This window comes from Mesorhizobium sp. C395A (genome assembly GCF_030323205.1).
GTDB lineage: Bacteria > Pseudomonadota > Alphaproteobacteria > Rhizobiales > Rhizobiaceae > Mesorhizobium.
The window spans coordinates 1136978-1154642 of the sequence record NZ_CP100473.1; the positions used below are offsets into that span (position 1 = coordinate 1136978).

Annotated in this window: 17 protein-coding genes; 6 read left to right on the plus strand and 11 right to left on the minus strand. The window is 62.8% G+C overall.

Features of this window, described 5'->3' with window-relative positions:
* The first annotated feature begins 116 nt into the window (after positions 1 to 116).
* Together NLY37_RS05565 and NLY37_RS05570 are read left to right on the plus strand one after the other, a co-directional pair.
* Positions 117 to 974 (plus strand): hypothetical protein, encoded by an 858-nt coding sequence (locus tag NLY37_RS05565; RefSeq protein ID WP_023672536.1) that lies wholly within the window; start codon positions 117 to 119, stop codon positions 972 to 974.
* 146 nt (positions 975 to 1120) lie between these two features.
* On the plus strand, positions 1121 to 1921 hold the full coding sequence (locus NLY37_RS05570; protein ID WP_245270992.1) for a hypothetical protein: 801 nt from the start codon (positions 1121 to 1123) through the stop codon (positions 1919 to 1921).
* Between the two features lie 38 nt (positions 1922 to 1959).
* Here NLY37_RS05570 and NLY37_RS05575 read toward each other — a convergent pair whose 3' ends face one another.
* From NLY37_RS05575 to NLY37_RS05605, 7 genes are all read right to left on the minus strand, one after another.
* Positions 1960 to 2313: a hypothetical protein gene (locus tag NLY37_RS05575; RefSeq protein WP_023742727.1), complete on the minus strand. Its 354-nt coding sequence runs from the start codon at positions 2311 to 2313 to the stop codon at positions 1960 to 1962.
* A gap of 66 nt (positions 2314 to 2379) precedes the next feature.
* Positions 2380 to 2784 carry a hypothetical protein gene (locus tag NLY37_RS05580; RefSeq protein ID WP_023742726.1) on the minus strand — a complete coding sequence of 135 codons (405 nt, stop codon included), beginning with the start codon at positions 2782 to 2784 and terminating at the stop codon, positions 2380 to 2382.
* A gap of 173 nt (positions 2785 to 2957) precedes the next feature.
* Positions 2958 to 4598, minus strand: a complete 1641-nt coding sequence (locus tag NLY37_RS05585; RefSeq protein ID WP_023742725.1) for an ABC transporter substrate-binding protein — start codon at positions 4596 to 4598, stop codon at positions 2958 to 2960.
* A 426-nt stretch (positions 4599 to 5024) separates the two neighbouring features.
* Positions 5025 to 6011, minus strand: a complete 987-nt coding sequence (locus tag NLY37_RS05590) for an alpha/beta hydrolase (RefSeq protein WP_031246439.1) — start codon at positions 6009 to 6011, stop codon at positions 5025 to 5027.
* Between the two features lie 3 nt (positions 6012 to 6014).
* Positions 6015 to 6692, minus strand: a complete 678-nt coding sequence (locus NLY37_RS05595; RefSeq protein WP_023742723.1) for an isochorismatase family protein — start codon at positions 6690 to 6692, stop codon at positions 6015 to 6017.
* Positions 6693 to 7029: 337 nt separating this feature from the next.
* Positions 7030 to 8334, minus strand: coding sequence for a M24 family metallopeptidase (locus NLY37_RS05600; protein WP_023742722.1), 1305 nt, complete (start codon positions 8332 to 8334; stop codon positions 7030 to 7032).
* Between the two features lie 325 nt (positions 8335 to 8659).
* Positions 8660 to 9556, minus strand: a complete 897-nt coding sequence (locus tag NLY37_RS05605) for a GlxA family transcriptional regulator (protein WP_245270993.1) — start codon at positions 9554 to 9556, stop codon at positions 8660 to 8662.
* Between the two features lie 183 nt (positions 9557 to 9739).
* On the opposite strand from NLY37_RS05605, the gene msrC reads away from it, so the two are divergent.
* Positions 9740 to 10237 carry a free L-methionine (R)-S-oxide reductase MsrC gene (msrC, locus tag NLY37_RS05610; protein WP_023742720.1) on the plus strand — a complete coding sequence of 166 codons (498 nt, stop codon included), beginning with the start codon at positions 9740 to 9742 and terminating at the stop codon, positions 10235 to 10237.
* Here msrC and NLY37_RS05615 read toward each other — a convergent pair.
* Positions 10234 to 11268, minus strand: coding sequence for a YeiH family protein (locus NLY37_RS05615; RefSeq protein WP_502882108.1), 1035 nt, complete (start codon positions 11266 to 11268; stop codon positions 10234 to 10236). The genes msrC and NLY37_RS05615 overlap by 4 nt on opposite strands.
* A 394-nt stretch (positions 11269 to 11662) precedes the next feature.
* Here NLY37_RS05615 and NLY37_RS05620 point away from each other — a divergent pair, with 394 nt between their 5' ends.
* The 3 genes from NLY37_RS05620 (at position 11663) to NLY37_RS05630 (ending at position 14080) form a co-directional block, all read left to right on the plus strand.
* Positions 11663 to 12133: a GNAT family N-acetyltransferase gene (locus NLY37_RS05620; RefSeq protein WP_023742718.1), complete on the plus strand. Its 471-nt coding sequence runs from the start codon at positions 11663 to 11665 to the stop codon at positions 12131 to 12133.
* Positions 12134 to 12146: 13 nt separating this feature from the next.
* The gene (locus tag NLY37_RS05625; protein WP_023705798.1) at positions 12147 to 12530 is read left to right on the plus strand and encodes an ACT domain-containing protein; all 384 of its coding nucleotides are present in this window, start codon (positions 12147 to 12149) and stop codon (positions 12528 to 12530) included.
* Between the two features lie 116 nt (positions 12531 to 12646).
* Positions 12647 to 14080 (plus strand): aldehyde dehydrogenase family protein, encoded by a 1434-nt coding sequence (locus NLY37_RS05630; protein WP_023742717.1) that lies wholly within the window; start codon positions 12647 to 12649, stop codon positions 14078 to 14080.
* Between the two features lie 63 nt (positions 14081 to 14143).
* Here the strand turns inward: NLY37_RS05630 and NLY37_RS05635 are convergent, their stop codons facing one another.
* The 3 genes from NLY37_RS05635 to NLY37_RS05645 are packed head-to-tail and all read right to left on the minus strand — an operon-like array spanning position 14144 to position 17644.
* Positions 14144 to 15454 (minus strand): HlyD family type I secretion periplasmic adaptor subunit, encoded by a 1311-nt coding sequence (locus tag NLY37_RS05635; RefSeq protein ID WP_023742716.1) that lies wholly within the window; start codon positions 15452 to 15454, stop codon positions 14144 to 14146.
* Positions 15451 to 17187 (minus strand): type I secretion system permease/ATPase, encoded by a 1737-nt coding sequence (locus NLY37_RS05640; protein WP_023705801.1) that lies wholly within the window; start codon positions 17185 to 17187, stop codon positions 15451 to 15453. The genes NLY37_RS05635 and NLY37_RS05640 overlap by 4 nt, the downstream gene beginning before the upstream one ends.
* A gap of 34 nt (positions 17188 to 17221) precedes the next feature.
* Positions 17222 to 17644, minus strand: coding sequence for a hypothetical protein (locus NLY37_RS05645; protein ID WP_023734185.1), 423 nt, complete (start codon positions 17642 to 17644; stop codon positions 17222 to 17224).
* Positions 17645 to 17665: the final 21 nt, after the last annotated feature.

Consider the following 17665-nt stretch of genomic DNA (forward strand, 5'->3'; position numbering starts at 1 on the left):
GCGAGCCGACACTGGCAATACGCCAAGGCAATTGCAAGCGGCGGCAACCGCAAGTATCAATATCGGTGATTTATACTTTCTGATTTCGGGTATCCATTAGTCGGGGGGAATGTAACATGACGTCAATCGCGAGCGAGCGTCCGGAACGGTTCAGCGTCGGCAGGGCTTTCAGCAATACGTTTTCGGTAATCGGACGCAGCTTCGTCCCACTTGCTGCCATCGTCGGCCTTTTTTCGACGCTGCCTGCGCTGCTGTACAACATCTGGAGCTTTAGACAGATTGCAAAGATAGCAGTACCTGGGGCGAGCTTCGAGCAATCGGCTATGGCGGGCTATGGTGCCGTTTCGATGATTGCCGGCCTGGTGCTCCTGATCTTGGCCTTTCTGGCGCAGGCGGCGCTGGTACGAGCGACAATCGAAGATTTGAACGGCAAGCGCCCGTCGATTGGCGATTGCATTCAGATAGCCCTGCGCAGCTTCCTCCCCACGCTCGGAATTGGTCTTGTGATCATCGTGGCAATGTTTCTGGTGGCGATGATATTAACGGTCATCACCATGGCCATCCCCATCGTCGGCGGTGTGATTGCACTTCTGTCGCTCATCCCCATAGCCATGTGGCTGATCAGCATATCGGTGGCTGTGCCCGTCGCAGTTCAGGAAAGGCCTGGCGTCTTCGCCTCGATTTCGCGAAGCAGGGCGCTGACGAAGGGAAGCCGCTGGCGGATATTCGCGCTGTTTCTGGTCCTCGGCATTGTTGCGATAGGGCTACAAGTGGTTTTCACCTTGCTGTTTCAGGCTGCTATTGCGAGCGGCGGGATCAGCACGACCGGTCTCATTGCCGCTGCCATCGGAAGCAGCCTGCTGTCGACAATCGTTTCGGCGGTGATTTCGGTGGCGATTGCCGTCACCTATGTCGAGCTGCGCCAGGTCAGGGAAGGCACCAGCGTCGACGAACTGGCGGAGATCTTCTCGTAACGAAGGTTTTGGCCCGAGAACAGCCAGTCATGTTGGCGCGATTGGCCGGGATCTAGCTCGGGCCGGAAGGGGTAATCGTGGCATCGACGGCGTCGGCGCGGCTTGAGAAGTTCCAGATCGGCAGGGTTTTCAACAACACCTTCGCCGTGATCGACCGCAATCCCGGTCTGATGATTGCTTTGGCGGCGCTTTTCCTGGTCCTCCCAGCAGTTGCGCTCAATCTGTCGAACCACTGGAATGGCGGCTCCAACGGCTACATCGCCGCACCTCCACTCGGCGCGAAGTGGGTCATTATGAGCAGCTCGTTCTTATCGCTCGTTTTAAGCCTGATCTATTTCGTTTGCGCGCTGTTGTTCCAGTCCTCGCTGGTGCAAGCGACGATAGAGGACCTGAACGGCAAGCGCCCGGCGATCGGCGACTGCATCCAGATAGCCTTGCGCAGCATATTCCCGACGCTGGGGGTGGGGCTGATTGTCTTTTTGGCCATGATCCTTGGCCTCATCGTGATGGGCATCGCCGGAATGTTGGTGCCGATCTTCGGAGCGATCATTGCCTTCGTGGTGTTGCTCGTTGCCGGCATCAGGTGGCTGCTCGGCATATCGGTTTCCGTGCCGGTGCTGATGCAGGAGCGGCTTGGCATGTTTGGCGCGATGTCGCGCAGCCGTGCTCTGACAAAGGGCAGCCGCTGGCCGATGTTCGGTGTCTTTCTGATCCTGTTTTTGGCGGCGCTTGCCTTCCAGATGATGTTTGCCTTGCTGATCGGCCTGATTTTCGCTTTCTTCAGCGGCCTCTCGACGGTTGCCCTGATTTTCGGCGCTATCGGAAGCGTCCTTATCGCGACGGTCGTGTCCACGGTGGCATCGGTGGCCATTGCGGTCGCCTATGTTGAACTGCGCCAGGTTAGGGAAGGCACCAGCGTAGACGAACTGGCGGAGATTTTCTCTTAGAAGGCGAAGCCAACTCGGCTGGTCGGGCGGCGGGGATTTCAGTGACAACAGCTTGGCCCCGCCTCCGCGCTCGTCCGACACAGGCACGACGAGGTGATCGCCACATCCCGCGCGAGCTGGACATGGTCGAAGCAGCGTTTGGCCGCACGGTCTGCCTCGTCCTTGCCGTGCTCGTTCCAGGTGAGGTTGTAAAAAGGCCCGGCGGCATAGGCGATGCCCCAATGCACGAAGGCGCAATCAGGATCTGTCTCCAGCGCCTTCTCGAAGCACTTTATGCCTTCCTCATGGTTGAAGCCGTAGCACCAGTTCAGCCCGATATCGAACCAGCGCTGCGTCTCGACCGAGGCGGTGGAGATTGGACGGCGATAGGTGCCGAGGTCGAAGTGGTCCATGCGTTCTCGTGCAAAATATCGCGGCCAAAGTGTATCAGGCCTTGAACTCAATCTTGGGGTGCTGACCTAGGTAAAGTGCGAAGCAATCTGTTCGACAGGGTCCTTGTCTGGGCGCACCAAAAGCCAGAAGATCAGCCCTGTAGCGCCACCGAGTATCCCTATGAAGGAGCATGCATAGAGAACTCCGCCGATTCCCAATGGAGGACTCCACTTACTGAGGCCGAAGACAAACGCTGGAACAAAAACTGCCAGAAAGCCAACGACGACGTATACCCAAAAAAACTGCCAGCGCCGTCGGGTCAGGACATAGAAGGCCGGAATTCCTACCACCGCCTCCACAACATAGAAAACAAGGGTTACGAAGATGAAGCCCGACAACGGCCCCGTCTCAGGGTGGTTCGCATGCCAATTGTAGCCGGGCAGGATCGCCGGAATAATGGGTGCAAGAATGAAAGCCCAACGGGCGCGCATGTGTATTCTCCGGAATGACGCGAGCCCACAGCGGCGCCTCGTCGACACACCAGACCGATCCACGGTCGCCGCGTCAAGACAGACACCGTCGTAAATGCTCGGAGTGCGCTGCAGGTATCTACCTGAGCGACATACCGCTCAGGTGCCAGCCGGTATGCGGCGTCCCCGAAGGATCACCCCTCCAGCCACACCTTCTCAAAATGCTGTTCCAGCGACTGGTGCTGTTCGCAGCCTTGCACGCCCTTGCGGTAGGTGCGGTAGACCGAGCGCCAGTAGGGCTGGATGATGATGCCGGCATCCCGCAGATTCTGTTCGATCTTGGCCATGATCTCCTTGCGCTGGGCAGCATCCGGCGTTGCCAGCGCCTTGTCGAGGAGTTCGTCGAACTCTTTGTTGGCGTAAGCGCTTTCGTTCCAGGCGGCGCCCGATTTATAGGCGAGCGCCAGCACCTGGACGCCGAGCGGGCGGCCCAGCCATTCGGTGGTGGAGAAGGGGTATTTGCTCCAGTCGTTCCAGAAGGTCGCCGCCGGCAGCACGGTGCGCTTGATCTTCAGGCCGGCCTCGCGCATCTGCGCGGCGATCGCGTCGCCGGTGCTCTTTTGCCATTCGATGTCGACCGAGATCAGCTCGAATTCGTGGTCCGTCTTGCCGGCTTCAGTGAGCAGTTTCTTCGCCTGATCCATATCTCGCTTGGCCGGACCGATATCGGCAAACTCAGGATGCATCGGACCGACATGGTGGTTGTCGGCAGGCTTCCCGCGGCCGCCGAGGCCGAGCGCCAGCACGGCCGAATTGTCGACCGCAAGCTGGGCGGCGCGGCGCACGTTGACGTCGTCATAGGGCGCGTTGCCGACATTGAAGCGGGCAACGATGGTCGAGCCGGTGGCGATCTCGGAATTCAACAAGCCCATCTGCTCGGTCTGCGACACGGCGTCGGACGCGGTCTCGTGGTCGGTGTCGATTTCGCCGGATTCGAACGCCGACAGCATGGCGTTGGGGTCGGAGCCGTAATCGACCCATTTGATGCCGTCGAGGTAGAAGTCGCCCTTCCACCAGGGCTTGTCCTTGCGCTTCACCTCCGCACTGGTCTCGGCATTCCAGCTGACCAGTTCGCAAGGGCCGGTGGTGATCGCCAGCGCCTTCATCGGGTCGTCGCCGCCCTCATAGGAGCGATGCATGATCAGCGCGGGATAGTCGGCCATGCCGGCGATCAGCGAAATGTCGGGTTTCGGCAGATTGAGCTTTACGGTGAAGTCGTCGACCTTCTCGATGCCGCCATCGACCGGCTTCTTGGTGTCGGCATTGACCAGCGCGCCCATGCGTGCGGCGACCGAGTTGCCGGCGACGGAAGCATCGCACCAGCGGCTGAGATTGTGGATGACGTCATCGGCGTTGAAGGCGTCGCCATTCGACCAGGCGATGCCCTTGCGCACATGAAGCGTCAGCGTCTTGGCGTCGTCGCTGGTTTCCCAGCTTTCGAGCAGCCACGGCTCGAAGGTGAAGTCGCGGTTCCAGCGCACCAGATATTCGTTGCAGTGGCGCGCTACATTGGACATTTCGACGCCGTCGAAAGTACGTGGATCCTTGAAGCCCTTGACGTTCATGGCGACGCGCAAGGTGCCGCCGCGTTTCGGCTCTTCGGCCCGGGCGGGCGAAGGGGAAAGGCCGCCCAATGCCAGTGCTCCGGCCGCGCTGACGCCGAAGCCGGCCATGATGGCGAGATATTCGCGCCGGTTGACGCCGCCCTTTGTGAAATCTTGGGCGACGGGTTTGGCCTGCGGGTGCAAATTGCGGTCGGTCAGCATGAATTTCATCGTCGTTCCCTCTTTTGTTGGGCGCCCCGACGGTCCGCCTCCGCTGGGGGCGGATGCGATCATGGGGCGCCGTTGCCTGAGCAGGTGATGATAAAGCGGGCCGACCCCGGGAAATGTTCTCTTTTCCGCAATTCTTGTGCGCCACTCCGCAGTGGGAGTGCAGACAATTTCCCCCTTGTGGGCGCGGCAATCGCATATGGATTTCGGCGCTTTGCGCTCTACGAATACCCCCACCCTTAATCCCTCCCCACAAGGGGGAGGGAGACTTCGGCAGCGCCGAACTCGGCAGATTGGCCACGTTGAGCGCCGCAATATAGCGGGCGGCAGCGTTCCCTCCCTTGTGGGGAGGACTAGGGTGGGGTCCTCTTCGCAAAAATCTCATATGCGATTGCCTGCCCACGAGGGGGAGATCAGCGCTTCGCCGCCTCAATATGGCCAGTCGTTCTTGCCGAGCACGGCGACGGCGGCGATGGCTGCAAGCGTGCACACGAACGCCTCGCCGGCGCGCTGAACACTTTTGCGGGCGCGCAGAAAACTGTGCACCAGCCGCGGCTCCTCATACCACCAGGCGCGGCCGCCGGCGGCAACAATGCGGTCGCGATAGGTCTCGCCGTCCGATGACAGCGGATCGCATTGGGCAGTGATGATGACAGTCGGCGGCAGGCCGGAGAAGTCGTTGTCTTTCAGCGGCGAAAAAGTCGGGTCGTCGGGCGACTGTGCCGGGGCAGCGCGAATGGTGCGGTAGAACGCGATGTCGCGCAGTGTCAACAGCGGTGCGTCGGCATGTTCGACATAGGAGCCGGCACTCTCGTCGCCGCCGAGGCCGGGATAGATCAGCACCTGGCCGACCGCCCGGCGCAGGTGGCGGCGCGAGGCGTGCGCGACCGCGGCGGCAAGGTTGCCGCCGGCGCTTTCGCCAACGAGCACGATCGGCAGGTCCGTTGTCACCGCCGCCCATTCGAACGCGGTCAGCGCGTCGTCGAAGGCGGCCGGGTGGGGATGTTCCGGCGCCAACCGGTAGTCGGCCGAGACAACGTCGAAACCGGTGCCGGCGCAGATCTCGGCGCAGATGTCGTCATGGCTGTCGAGCCCGCCCAGCACAAAGCCGCCGCCATGATAGTAGACGATGACGGCGCGCACGGGCTTGCCCGCCATCCGGTAGTAGCGGATCGGGATGGCGTGCCCTGCATCGGCGGCGATGTTGCCGCCGCTGGCCGAAACCCCTTTGGGATAACCCTGATGGAAGGCGCGGCACATCGCATCATAGACCGACCTTTGCTCGGCGATCGGAAGTTCGGCGATTTCTGGCGGGAACCAGTCATTGACCAGGTCGATATGCTCCCACAGCGCCGGGTCGAGCAGGGTGGCGTATTTCCCCCGCCTGGTGGTCTTGAGCTTGTGGACCGTGCCCATCTCTCAGAGCTCGCCGTAGAGACGTTCGGCGTTTTCAAAGGTGAAGCGCAGCGGCACCGAGCCCTCGACCCGCCATGCATCGACGGTGTCGCCCGCCATCAGCCGGCACGCGTCTATCGTGTTGGTGACGGCGCCGCCATAGAGCCGGTTGGCAAGGTTGAGGATGGCGGTCTGGTGCATGGCGGCACTGCCGCTGCCGCAGGCATCCTTGACCAGAAGCACACGAAAGCCGGATGCGACCGCGTCCTTGACGGTGGCGTCGATGCAGGCCTCGGTCCAGACGCCGGCGACGATCAGCCATTCGATGCCGCGCGCCTTGAGTTCGGTTGCGACAGGCCCGGCGCCGAAGGCGCTGGCCTGCGTCTTGACCAGCATCGTCTCGCCGGCCGCGGCCGCCACTTCCGGGCAGATTTCCGTCAGCGGATCGCTCTTGTCGGAAAAAGCCGACTTGCCGTCGGCATCGAGCGGATGGAACGGCCGCGCCTTGGCGGTATCGACGATATAGGCCCAGTGATACAGCGGCACGAAGTTGCGCCGCGCCGCCGCCTGCAGGCGCTGGACGTTGGCAAGCACCTCGCCAAAACCTTCGACCAGATAGCGCTTGTCCTGCCGATGCTCTTCCTGGAGGTCGATGAACGCCGCGGCGACCGTGCCACGTTTGATCGAGATGGGGCTTTTCATGCGGATAGGCCTTGGTTCGCGACCAACGCCATTCCGTTCAGCGAAGTCGCGCAAACAGTGGTGATTGGCCGGTGCCTCCCCACCTTCGTCATCCACGGGCGAAGCAGGAGCGAAGCTCCGTCGCGGAGACCCGAGGATCCATGCCGTGACGCTGGTCGGAGAGTGCGGCGGAGCAGAACTTGCACCGTTGGGGCGCGGATGAGTCCCGGCATGGATCCTAGGGTCTGCGCCGCGTCGCTGCGCTCCTTGCTTCGCCCTAGGATGACGAAGGCATAGCTGCCGCGACTATTCCCGAAGGTTTGCGATACCGCGCTGACGTTAGTGAGGGACGCTGCGATCAAACCTGCTTCTCCAGAAATTCATCCTCGTAGGGAAAGCGCGACAGAAGCTCGGTGCCGGTGTCGGTGATCAGGATCTCGTCCTCCAGCTTGACGCCCTCGCGGCCGCCTTTCTCGCCGATATAGCTTTCCACGCTCACCACCATGCCGGGCACGATAACACCGTCGCGGCCGTAGGTTTCATAGTCCATGGCGTGCGCTATGAACGGCGTCTCGCCATGCATGCCGACGCCGTGCATCACCGAGGTATAGCGCTGGTCGACGAAACGGTCCGGGATTTTCCACGCCTTTTCGGCGATCTCGCGAAAAGCCATGCCCGGCCTGACGATCGAAATGTTGTGCTGAACCTGGTCGTGCGCCATGCGGTAGAGCGATTTCTGATAGCCGGTCGGCTTGCCCGGCCCGCAGCGGAAGGTGCGCGAAAAATCGGAATAATAGCCATAGCAGCCGATCGTATCGGTATCGAGCGCCAGAAGCTCGCCCGGCCGGATCTTGCGGCCGCTGGCCTCGTTGAACCACGGATTGGTGCGCTGTCCCGAGGTGAGGAGCCGCGTCTCGATGAACTCGCCGCCCTGGCGGATCACCTCGCCATACATGATGGCGAACAGCTCATTTTCGGAGACGCCGGGCTTGATCGCCTCGCGCACGGCATAAACAGCGGCTTCCGCGCCAGCCATCGATACCTGCAGGCATTTGACTTCCTCGGGTGTTTTCACCGCGCGCACCGCCAGGATTTCGCCCTGACAATCCCTGACGTCGCAGCCGCGCTTTTCCAGCGCCAGCGCCTGCAAATGGCTGCAGCGGTCGAGCCCGAGCTTCATCGAGCCGCCGCCATGTTTCTTCAAAAGCTCGGCGATCTCGTCGGCGAAGGGGCCGGCGGTTTCGTCGTCGCGGCCCGACACCGAAGACCATACCAGCTTGGACGGGCGCGCCTCGTCGATCGTGTCGAGCACCATCGAGACATGGTAGCTCTGCGGGTATTCGAACAGAACGATCGGCCCGTCGGTCGGGATGAAGAAATACCGCGTCGAGTTGCGCAGGAAATAGCCGAACATGTTGCGCGAGCCGGTGGCATAGCGCTGGTTGTAGGGGTCGAACAAAACGACGCCCCCATAGCCCGCCTCGCGCATCCAGCCGCGCAGTTTCGCCAGCCGCCCCTTGCGCAAGGCGTCGGCATCGATGAAGGACGGCTCGGTGTCCGACAGCCACATGCCGCCGGCGGAGTCAGCCGCGACCGGGTGGCGCATGCGGTCTTTGAAGTCCACGTCTTCGGTGCTGTCGGGATCGAAAACGACGATGCTCATTGGGTGCGCCTCCTGAAGGGCTAGACCATAGCCATGCGCCGAAAAATGTCTGTGCGAGAATCCGCAGATGTCGTGCGAAATGCCGCAAGAAGGGCATGGATACAAAGGGCAATGTTGCGATCCTTCGCGCCCCCCTCTGTCCTGCCGGACATCTCCCCCACAAGGAGGGAGATTAGCAGCTTTCGCGTCCCGCTCGCCCTGCAACGTTGGTGATTGGCGAAAGCCGAGGCGACATCTGATCTCCCCCTGTGTGGGGGAGATGTCCGGCAGGACAGAGGGGGGCGCTGTCCCGCCAGCATCTCACCGCGTTAGCGCGCAGCGCCCTCTAATGCCGCCGCATCGCCTTCGGCGCGTGCCCATGCTCCTCGCGAAACGCTCGGGCGAAACTTGACATGGACGCGAAGCCGCAGGCCAGCGCCACGTCTCGCACCATCAGCGTCGAATGGGCCAACAGGTCGGCGGCGCGCCGCAGCCGGAGCCGCCGGTAATATCCATTGGGCGAAATGCTGAGCTGGGCGCGAAAATTGCGCTCCAACTTGTCGGAGGAGACGCCGAGCCTTGCCGCCAGTTCCGTCATCCCAAGCCGCTCCTCGACCGCATCCTCCATGATGGCGATGGCCGACAGCACCAGTTCGTTCTGGACGCCGGTGCGCAGCCTGAGCGGCATCAGCTTGCGGTCGACGCTCGAACGCAAGGGGCTGTGCACGAACCATTCGGCAACGCCCGCCGCGAGCTCGCCGCCATAATCGTTGGTGATGATCTCCAGCATCATGTCGAGGCTGCCGACGCCACCGGCCGAGGTGAAGCGCTTGCGGTCGATGACGTAGAGATCGCGCCGAAGCTCGATATCCGGGAACGCCTCGGTGAAGGCGGCCTGGCTGGTCCAGTGCAAGGTGCAGGCATGGCCGTCGAGCAGGCCGGCCCTGGCGAGGAAGAAGGCGGCGTCGGCCACCGCGCCGATATGGGCGCCGGCGCGCAGGCTCCTGCGGATCCAGGCAACCGCATCGTCCGCGACAAGCAAGTCCGCATTGCCGCCGGAGCAGACGACGATGCGGTCGACCTTCGGTGCGCTGGAGGCTGAGAATCCCGGTTGTATGACAACCCCGTTGGACGCCTCGACCGTTCCCTGGTCGGCGCCGACGATCACCCAGCGGTAACAATCGCGTTTGGCCAGCACATTGGCGGCGCGCAGCGGCTCGATCACCGAACTGAACGCCATCATCGGAAAGCCGGGAAAGACCAGCACGGCGAAGGTGAGGGGACCTTCGCTTGCTGCGGGTTGCGCCCGGTCGTGTGTTTGGCTGGCACGGTCGGTATTCACAATTGTGTATTTCCCGGGAGCATCATTGGTGGCAGACAGGAAATGTAGCGGGCTTTTTGGCCCGCCGGCAATGGAGACGACGCCATGTTTGCGGCCCAGACCATCGACAGCACCAACAAGCCAGCCTTCTACCGCGAACTGGCCACCCAGTTGAAGGCGCTGCTGGAAGGCGAGAGCGACTCCGTCGCCAACGCCGCCAACACATCGGCGCTGATCTTCCAGATGGTGCCCGATCTCAACTGGGCCGGCTTCTATTTCCTGGCCTCCGACGAGGAACTGGTGCTCGGACCGTTCCAGGGCAAGCCGGCCTGCGTGCGCATCGCCGTCGGCAAGGGCGTGTGCGGCACCGCGATCGATCTCGAAATGTCGATGCTGGTCAAGGATGTGCATGAATTTGCCGGCCACATCGCCTGCGACGCCGCCTCGCGCTCCGAACTGGTCGTGCTGCTCAGGGACAATCAGGGCGTCTTCGGCCTGATCGACCTCGACAGCCCGACGCCCGGCCGCTTCGACAAGGACGACAAGGCCGGCATCGAAGCGCTGGCCGCGATCTATGTCGCGGCGAGTTCGTTCGAGGATTAAGCGAACTTCACCAGCATCAGGCTGAAGCAGCCGATGAACAGGAAGGCGCAGTAGGCGAGCGCCAGCGGGCGAAGGCCGCGCGAGCGCAGCTGCGAAATGTTGGCCTGCAGACCCATGGCGGCGAGCCCCATGGTCAGCATGATGGTGGTGGCGAACGCCATGGCCGACTTCACTTCGGCCGGCACGGCAACCAGGCTGTTCAGCGCCACGACGGTGATGAAAGCGGCGACGAACCACGGCATCGGCGGCCGCGCACCGGATTGGTCGCTTGGGCGATCGCCATTGCTCTTGCGGCGCGCCATCAGGCCGAGCGCGATGACCATCGGCGCCAGCATGGCGACGCGGGTCAGCTTGGCGACGGTGGCGATCTCGCCGGACTGGGCGCCGTTCTGGAAGCCGGCGCCGATGACCTGCGCCACCTCGTGGATCGAGGCGCCGGCCCACAGGCCGAATGCATGCTGGTCGAGGCCGAGCACCGGCGCCAGCAGCGGAAGGCCGAGCATGGCGACGGTGCCGAACAGCGTGATCGAGGCGACGGCATAAGTGACGTCCTCGTCGCGCGCATCGGTGACGATGTTGGTGGCGACGATCGCCGAGGCGCCGCAGATCGAGGTGCCGGCGGCAATCAGCTGCGCCAGCTTGGCGTCGACGCCGAGCAGCCGGCCAAGCGTGATGGTGAAGACGAAGGTGGCGCCAAGGGTGGCTGCCACGATGCCGACGGCGCCGGCGCCGATGGAGACGACCTGGCCAAGCGTCAGCTGGAAGCCGAGCAGCACGACGGCAAAGCGCAGCAGGCGCTTCTGCGAAAATGCGATGCCGGCCTTGGCATGGGCGGGGGTGCCGAGCACGTTGGAATAGATCATGCCGGCGCCGACGGCGAGGATCATCGGGCTGAACAGCGCGAAGCCGGAGACATTATGGGCCGAGAAGGCCACAGCCGTGATCATCGCTACCAGCACGATCCCGGGGATGACGCCATTCCACACGGAATCGAGCCGCTTCCGGCCCACGGCCAGGTCGGCGGAAATCATGCTGATCGGAATATCGTTCGCTAGTTGGGCGGCGGCAGACAATGCAATTCTCCAGGCAAGTACCTCAGGAGAATGTCATTCCAGAATCGATCTTTCCAACGAATTGTTCTTATTGGAATGATCGATCTTTGCGAACGGTCGGCAATGCCTTCAATCTTGCCTGTGCCATGCAAACATGATGACTGGCTCGGTTATGCAGCTTGACGCTCTGCGTCTTGCACTCCAGCGTGGCGTCATGTCCATTTTCTCGCTCGCCATCGCCCAGCGACGTCGCCTCTGCACAGTGCGGAGCGGCAAGGCGCGACGACAAAGACCGGCACACTAAATCGGTTCGTTCGTTCCAGCCCCGCCCGCGACGTGTGCCGGCGGGGTTTTCATGTCTGGAGCCTTTGCCATGTCCAATTCTTCCATCCTGTTTCGGCCGGCCCAACCGGCGGACGCTGCCGCCATCAGGGACATTGTGCGTGCCGCCTATGCCAAATGGGTGCCTCTGATCGGCCGCGAGCCGCTGCCGATGCGCGCCGACTATGACAAGGCGGTCGCCGAACATCCGTTCGATCTCGCCATCGAAAATGGCCGCATCGTCGGCATGATCGAGACCATCCCGGCCGACGATCATCTCTGGATCGAGAATGTCTGCGTCGCGCCACAGGCGCAGGGCAGGGGCATCGGCCGGCTGTTGCTGGAACGGGCGGAGCAGAAGGCGCTGGAGGCCAGCTGCTTCGAGCTGCGCCTGCTGACCAACGGCGCCTTCATGGCCAATGTGTTGTTGTACAAACGGCATGGCTATACGATCGACCGGGAGGAGCCGTTCATGAACGGCATGACGGTCTATATGAGCAAGAAACTGGGTGATGGCCGATAACAGGGAGGATCGGATGGCAGTCAGGGTCCGGTTGAAGCCGCTCACGGGGCGGTATGCGGTTTCGCGCCTCGAAGCAAAAGACAGCATTCCCGGCTGGGCGGACGGGCCGGGCTTCGTCAGCATCACCAGGACAGAGGACGAGCTTTCGGTCGTCTGCCTGCAGGATCGGGTGCCGGACGGGGTGAAGCATGACAGGGACTGGGTCGCCCTAAAACTCCAAGGTCCCTTTGCCTTCGACGAAACCGGCATCGTCCTGTCGGTGATAAAGCCATTGTCGGAAAGCGAACTCGGCATTTTTCTGGTATCCACCTTCGATGGTGACCATCTGCTCGTCAAAGCCAAGGATGAAGCCGCGGCAAGGGGGCTTCTGGTCGCGGCGGGGCACACGCTTCTGTAGCCGTAGGCTCAATCGCCCGCCCTTGCGTTTGACATCGCTCTTGCCCCATCGTTATCCCCGATACGACGATCTGGCGATCGCCCCCATCAATTCAGAAATCCCCCGAGGAGAAGCCCGTGTCACACAATCTGCAGTTCTATATCGACGGCGTGTGGGTCGATCCTGTCGTGCCCAGCACACTCGACGTCATCGACCCGTCAAACGAAGATGCTTTCGCGCAGATTTCGCTCGGCTCAAAGGCCGATGTCGACAAGGCGGTTGCGGCCGCCAAGCGCGCCTTCGAGACATTCGGCTTCACTTCGGTCGAGGAGCGCCTCGATATCCTCAACCGCATAATCGAGGTCTACAAGAAGCGCAGCGCCGATCTGGCGTTGGCCGTATCGCGCGAGATGGGCGCGCCGCGCCAGATGGCACTCGACAGCCAGGTCGGCATTGGCCTGGCACATCTGCGGAAGATGGCCGAGGTGCTGAAGTCGTTCGAATTCCGCCACGTCAAGGGCTCGTCGCTGATCGTCAAGGAGCCGATCGGGGTCGTCGGCCTGATCACGCCGTGGAACTGGCCGCTGAACCAGATCACCTGCAAGGTCGGCCCCGCCCTTGCCGCCGGCTGCACCATGGTTCTGAAGCCCTCGGAAATCGCCCCGCTCGACGCCATCATCTTTGCCGAAATCATCGACGAGGCAGGCGTTCCCAAGGGCGTCTTCAACCTCGTCAACGGCGACGGCCCGGGCGTCGGCCAGGCGCTGTCCAGCCATCCCGATGTCGACATGATGTCGTTCACCGGGTCGACCCGCGCCGGCATCCTGGTCGCCAAGGCGGCCGCCGACACGGTCAAGCGCGTGCATCAGGAACTCGGCGGCAAGTCGGCCAACATCCTGTTTCCCGATGTCGATCTCGAAAAGGCCGTCAGCAAGGGCGTCGCCGGCTGCTTCAGCAACTCGGGCCAGTCCTGCAACGCGCCGACCCGCATGTTCGTGCCGCGCGACCGCCATGACGAGGCGACCGGCTACGCCAAGACGGCGGCCGAAAAATTGACCGTCGGCCCGGCCGATGCGGCCGGCACCAAGCTCGGCCCGGTGGTCAGCCAGATCCAGTTCGACAAGATCCAGGACCTGATCCAGGCCGGCATAGATGAAGGCGCCACGCTGGTCGCGGGTGGACCGGGGCGTCCGGCCGAGCTCAACCGCGGCTACTATGTCCGCCCCACCGTGTTCGCCGACGTCACGCCCGATATGCGCATCGCACGCGAGGAAATCTTCGGACCGGTGCTGGCGATCATGCCTTACGACACAGTGGAAGAGGCGATCGGCACCGCCAACGACACCGTCTATGGCCTGGCCTCCTACATTCAGGCCAAGGACATTCAGAAGGCCCGCGAAGTCGCCGCCCGCATGCGCACCGGCAACGTCTACATCAACTATCCCCAATGGGACGCCGGCCTGCCCTTCGGCGGCTACAAGCAATCCGGCAACGGTCGCGAATACGCCGAATACGGCCTCGAGGATTTCCTCGAGATCAAGGGCATCGCCGGCTACGAGGCGGCGGAGTAGGGGCTACCCCTTGGGGACCGGCAACCAGCCGGTCCCGAGGCTTCAGCTCTCAAACGTGCGGCTTCACTCTTCCCGGAAAGCTTTCTGGATCTGATCCGACAGCGGCTTCACCAGATAGGAAAGCATCGTCCGGTCGCCCGTCGGGAAGAACACCTCGGCCGGCATGCCCGGCGCCAGCGCCAGCCCGCGCAGCTTGGCGACCTCCGTTTTCGGCAGCGTCACCCGCGCCACATAGAAGGCTGCTCCGGTGCGCTCTTCGACGGTGAGATCGGCCGAGATCCGCGACAGCGTCCCGGTCAGCTCCGGCGTGGTTTGCCGATTGAAGGCCGACAGGCGCAAAATCGCATTCTGGCCCATCGTCACCTGGTCGATATCCTGCGGTGCGATATGCGCTTCAACGGTCAGGTCGTCCGTCACCGGTACGATCTGCATCACCTGTTCGCCGGGGGTGATCACCCCGCCGATCGTATGCACGGCCAACTGCAGCACCACGCCATCCTGCGGGCTGCGCAGATCGATGCGCTTCAACTGGTCCTCGGCCGCCACCTTGCGTTCGACGAACTCGGAGATCTTCCCTTGGGTTTCGCGTAAGTCGGTTGCGACCTCGCTGCGAAGGTCCTGGTCGATCTGGATAATCTGCAGTTCGATCTCGGACGCCTTGCCTTTCACCTGGGCAATTCCGGCGGTCAACTGGCCATGCTCGCCTTCGAGCCGCACCGCGTCCCGTTCCAGCGCCGTCATCCGCTCGATCCCTATCAGCTTGCGACGCCAGAGCGACCGCACCCCTTCCAGCTCGATCCCTATCAGCTCGATCTCGCGGCGTTTCGCCTGCCGCTGCTCGGTCAGGCCGGCGGTCTCCTGCGTCAACTGGGCGATCCGTTCGCGCAATTGAGATCGCTGGCCGGATCGCGCCTGGTGCCGGAAATCGAACAGCGATTGTTCTCCGGCCATCGATGCGGCGACACCGGCTTCGTCGCGCCGCGATGTCAAAACCTCCGGAAAGCTGATCGTGTCCTTGCCGTCACGCTCCGCCTCCAGGCGCGCCAACCGTGCATAAAACTCATCCAGACCTTTTGAGACGATCGCCAGATTGGCGCGCGTTGTCGTCTCGTCCAGCCGCACCAGAATATCGCCCGCCTTGACCCGGTCGCCTTCACGCACCCTGATCTCGCCGACCACGCCGCCCGTCGGATGCTGAACCTTCTTTACATTGGAATCGACCACCAGCCGGCCAGCTGCGATCACCGCACCCGACATCTTGGTCACTGCCGCCAGGCCGCCAACACCTCCGACAAGCAGCAGACAGGTAGCAACGCCAGCCACGAGATAGCGGCGGACCTGCCGGTGATGCAAAGCGCTTCTGTCCTCGCTCATGCCGGAACGCCTCGCTCCGTGGCGGCAACGACCTTGAGCGGCGCTGCCGATCGGAAGACCTTGTTCAGCACCTCGTCCTTCGGACCGAAGGCCTGCACATGGCCATTGGCCATCACCAGCACCGTATCGACATTGGCCAGCACACTGGACCGGTGCGCGACGACGATAACGATGCCGCCGCGGTCCCTGATGCCCTGGATCGCTGCGGACAAGGCCACTTCACCCTCCGAGTCGAGATTGGAATTCGGCTCGTCCAGGATGACCATGAACGGATCGCCATAGAGAGAGCGGGCAAGGGCGACACGCTGCCGTTGCCCCGCCGACAGCGAGGCGCCGGCTTCGCCAACCTTCGTGTCGTAACCGTCGGCCAGATGCACGACGAGATCATGCACGCCGGCGGCCTTGGCTGCCGCAAGCACCATGTCGGATGACGCATCCGGGTCGAAGCGGGCGATGTTCTGCGCAATCGTGCCGTCGAACAACTGCACATCCTGCGGCAGGTAGCCGATATGTTTGCCCAACTCGTCGGCCGGCCACTGGTCAAGCGTCGCTCCGTCCAGCCGCACGGCGCCGCGCGCCGGCAGCCAGACACCTGCAAGCGTACGCACCAGCGATGATTTGCCGGAAGCACTCGGGCCGATGACCCCCAGGCCTGCTCCCTTGGCCAGTGAAAAACTTGCATCCCACACCACCGGCGTGCGTTCGCCCGGCGGCGCGACACTGACATTCTCGACCGCCAGCGCGCTGACAGGCGCGGGCAGGGTCACGCCGGTTGCGCCTTCCGGCAGCGCGGACAGAAGCTGCTTCAGGCGTGCCCAGCTTTGCCGCGCCGAAATGAAACCCTTCCAATGCGCTATCGCCAGTTCGATCGGAGCCAGCGCCCTGCCCATCATGATCGAGCTTGCGATCATGATGCCGCCGGTCGCCTCTTGCTTGATGACCAGATAAGCGCCGATCGCCAGCATTGCCGATTGCAGCATCAACCGCAGGATCTTGGAAATCGTGCCAAGCGTTCCCGCGACATCGCTGGCCGCCGCATGGGCGTTCAGGTACTCGGCATTGACGGCAGACCACCGCTCGGCGATACGCCCGCCAAAACCCATGGCCTGCATGGCTTCGGCATTGCGCCTTGTCGCCTCGGCCAACGTGCTGCGAACGGCCGCGTGCTGTCCGGCGATCCTTGTCGGGCCGCGGGTCCGGAATTCGGCCAGAAGCGTCAGTGCAAATAGGACAACGGCGCCGGCAAGCGCGGTAACGCCGATCCAGAAATGAAAAATGAAACAGATGCCGATGTAGAGCGGCATCCATGGCAGGTCGAACAAAGCGGTCGGTCCGGCACTGCCGATAAAGGAGCGGACCTGATCGAGATCCCGTAGGGGTTGCAGCCCGTCGCCGGAAGGCTTGGCGCGCAGCGGCAGGCGCATCAGCGCCGAATAGACCGACGGGCTCAGCTTTGCGTCCAGCCCCTGTCCCAGCCGAACCATGAGGCGAGAGCGGATCAACTCCAGCACGCCCTGAAACACGAACAATGTTCCCGCAAGCACCGCCAGGCCGACCAGCGTCGGCACGCTGCGACCCGGAACGACGCGGTCATAGACTTGCAACATGAAGAACGAGCCGGTCAGGGTCAGCACGTTGACGACCCCGCTCATCAGGACGATGCCCGAAAACGCACGTCGAAAGGACGCCAGGATTCCGACCAGCGTAAGCGGCGTCGATGGCGTCAGCTGCATGCAGGCTCGCAATCAGGATATGGCATCTCGCCCTTCAATAGATAACTGCCTTGAGTGTGACATGGACGGGCAGGCCGGCCTGGAACTGCGCGCTGCCCCGCGCCACCAGCCAGCCGTCCGCACGCTCCAGGCGCGCAACGACCTGCAGCGTTGGTGAAGCGGTCGAGCTTGCGGGCAGGGGCAAGGAAAATTCTATGGTCTTTGAGCCGCCCTCGCTCTTGAGGCTGGTTTTGGCGGCGCGGCGTCGCCCACTGTCCTGAATGGCGGGATCCTCAAGATAGATCTCGAGATGACCTTCCGGGATAGCCTTGCCGCCCACAAAGGTGACGGCGCCGCGAATATCCGTTGCGCGAATATCTAGCGCGCGAATATCTGGCGATTGCGCTGCCGCCGCCCCGGTGGCCGCGGCGACTGCCGCAACTCCGGCGGCCATTAACACTGTGCGGCGGTCGGTCATCGCGTCCTCTCCCTTTTCACT

What these genes read in the sequence shown, in the direction of transcription:
- NLY37_RS05640 (WP_023705801.1), bottom strand. Translation starts at nt 17,187, where the DNA reads ATGCAGCTGACGCCATCGACGCCGCTTACGCTGGTCGGAATCCTGGCG.
- NLY37_RS05620 (WP_023742718.1), top strand. Translation starts at nt 11,663, where the DNA reads ATGTCCAATTCTTCCATCCTGTTTCGGCCGGCCCAACCGGCGGACGCT.
- msrC (WP_023742720.1), top strand. Translation starts at nt 9,740, where the DNA reads ATGTTTGCGGCCCAGACCATCGACAGCACCAACAAGCCAGCCTTCTAC.
- NLY37_RS05580 (WP_023742726.1), bottom strand. Translation starts at nt 2,784, where the DNA reads ATGCGCGCCCGTTGGGCTTTCATTCTTGCACCCATTATTCCGGCGATC.
- NLY37_RS05605 (WP_245270993.1), bottom strand. Translation starts at nt 9,556, where the DNA reads ATGATGGCGTTCAGTTCGGTGATCGAGCCGCTGCGCGCCGCCAATGTG.
- NLY37_RS05590 (WP_031246439.1), bottom strand. Translation starts at nt 6,011, where the DNA reads ATGGGCACGGTCCACAAGCTCAAGACCACCAGGCGGGGGAAATACGCC.
- NLY37_RS05600 (WP_023742722.1), bottom strand. Translation starts at nt 8,334, where the DNA reads ATGAGCATCGTCGTTTTCGATCCCGACAGCACCGAAGACGTGGACTTC.
- NLY37_RS05625 (WP_023705798.1), top strand. Translation starts at nt 12,147, where the DNA reads ATGGCAGTCAGGGTCCGGTTGAAGCCGCTCACGGGGCGGTATGCGGTT.
- NLY37_RS05575 (WP_023742727.1), bottom strand. Translation starts at nt 2,313, where the DNA reads ATGGACCACTTCGACCTCGGCACCTATCGCCGTCCAATCTCCACCGCC.
- NLY37_RS05645 (WP_023734185.1), bottom strand. Translation starts at nt 17,644, where the DNA reads ATGACCGACCGCCGCACAGTGTTAATGGCCGCCGGAGTTGCGGCAGTC.
- NLY37_RS05585 (WP_023742725.1), bottom strand. Translation starts at nt 4,598, where the DNA reads ATGAAATTCATGCTGACCGACCGCAATTTGCACCCGCAGGCCAAACCC.
- NLY37_RS05565 (WP_023672536.1), top strand. Translation starts at nt 117, where the DNA reads ATGACGTCAATCGCGAGCGAGCGTCCGGAACGGTTCAGCGTCGGCAGG.
- NLY37_RS05615 (WP_502882108.1), bottom strand. Translation starts at nt 11,268, where the DNA reads ATGATTTCCGCCGACCTGGCCGTGGGCCGGAAGCGGCTCGATTCCGTG.
- NLY37_RS05595 (WP_023742723.1), bottom strand. Translation starts at nt 6,692, where the DNA reads ATGAAAAGCCCCATCTCGATCAAACGTGGCACGGTCGCCGCGGCGTTC.
- NLY37_RS05635 (WP_023742716.1), bottom strand. Translation starts at nt 15,454, where the DNA reads ATGAGCGAGGACAGAAGCGCTTTGCATCACCGGCAGGTCCGCCGCTAT.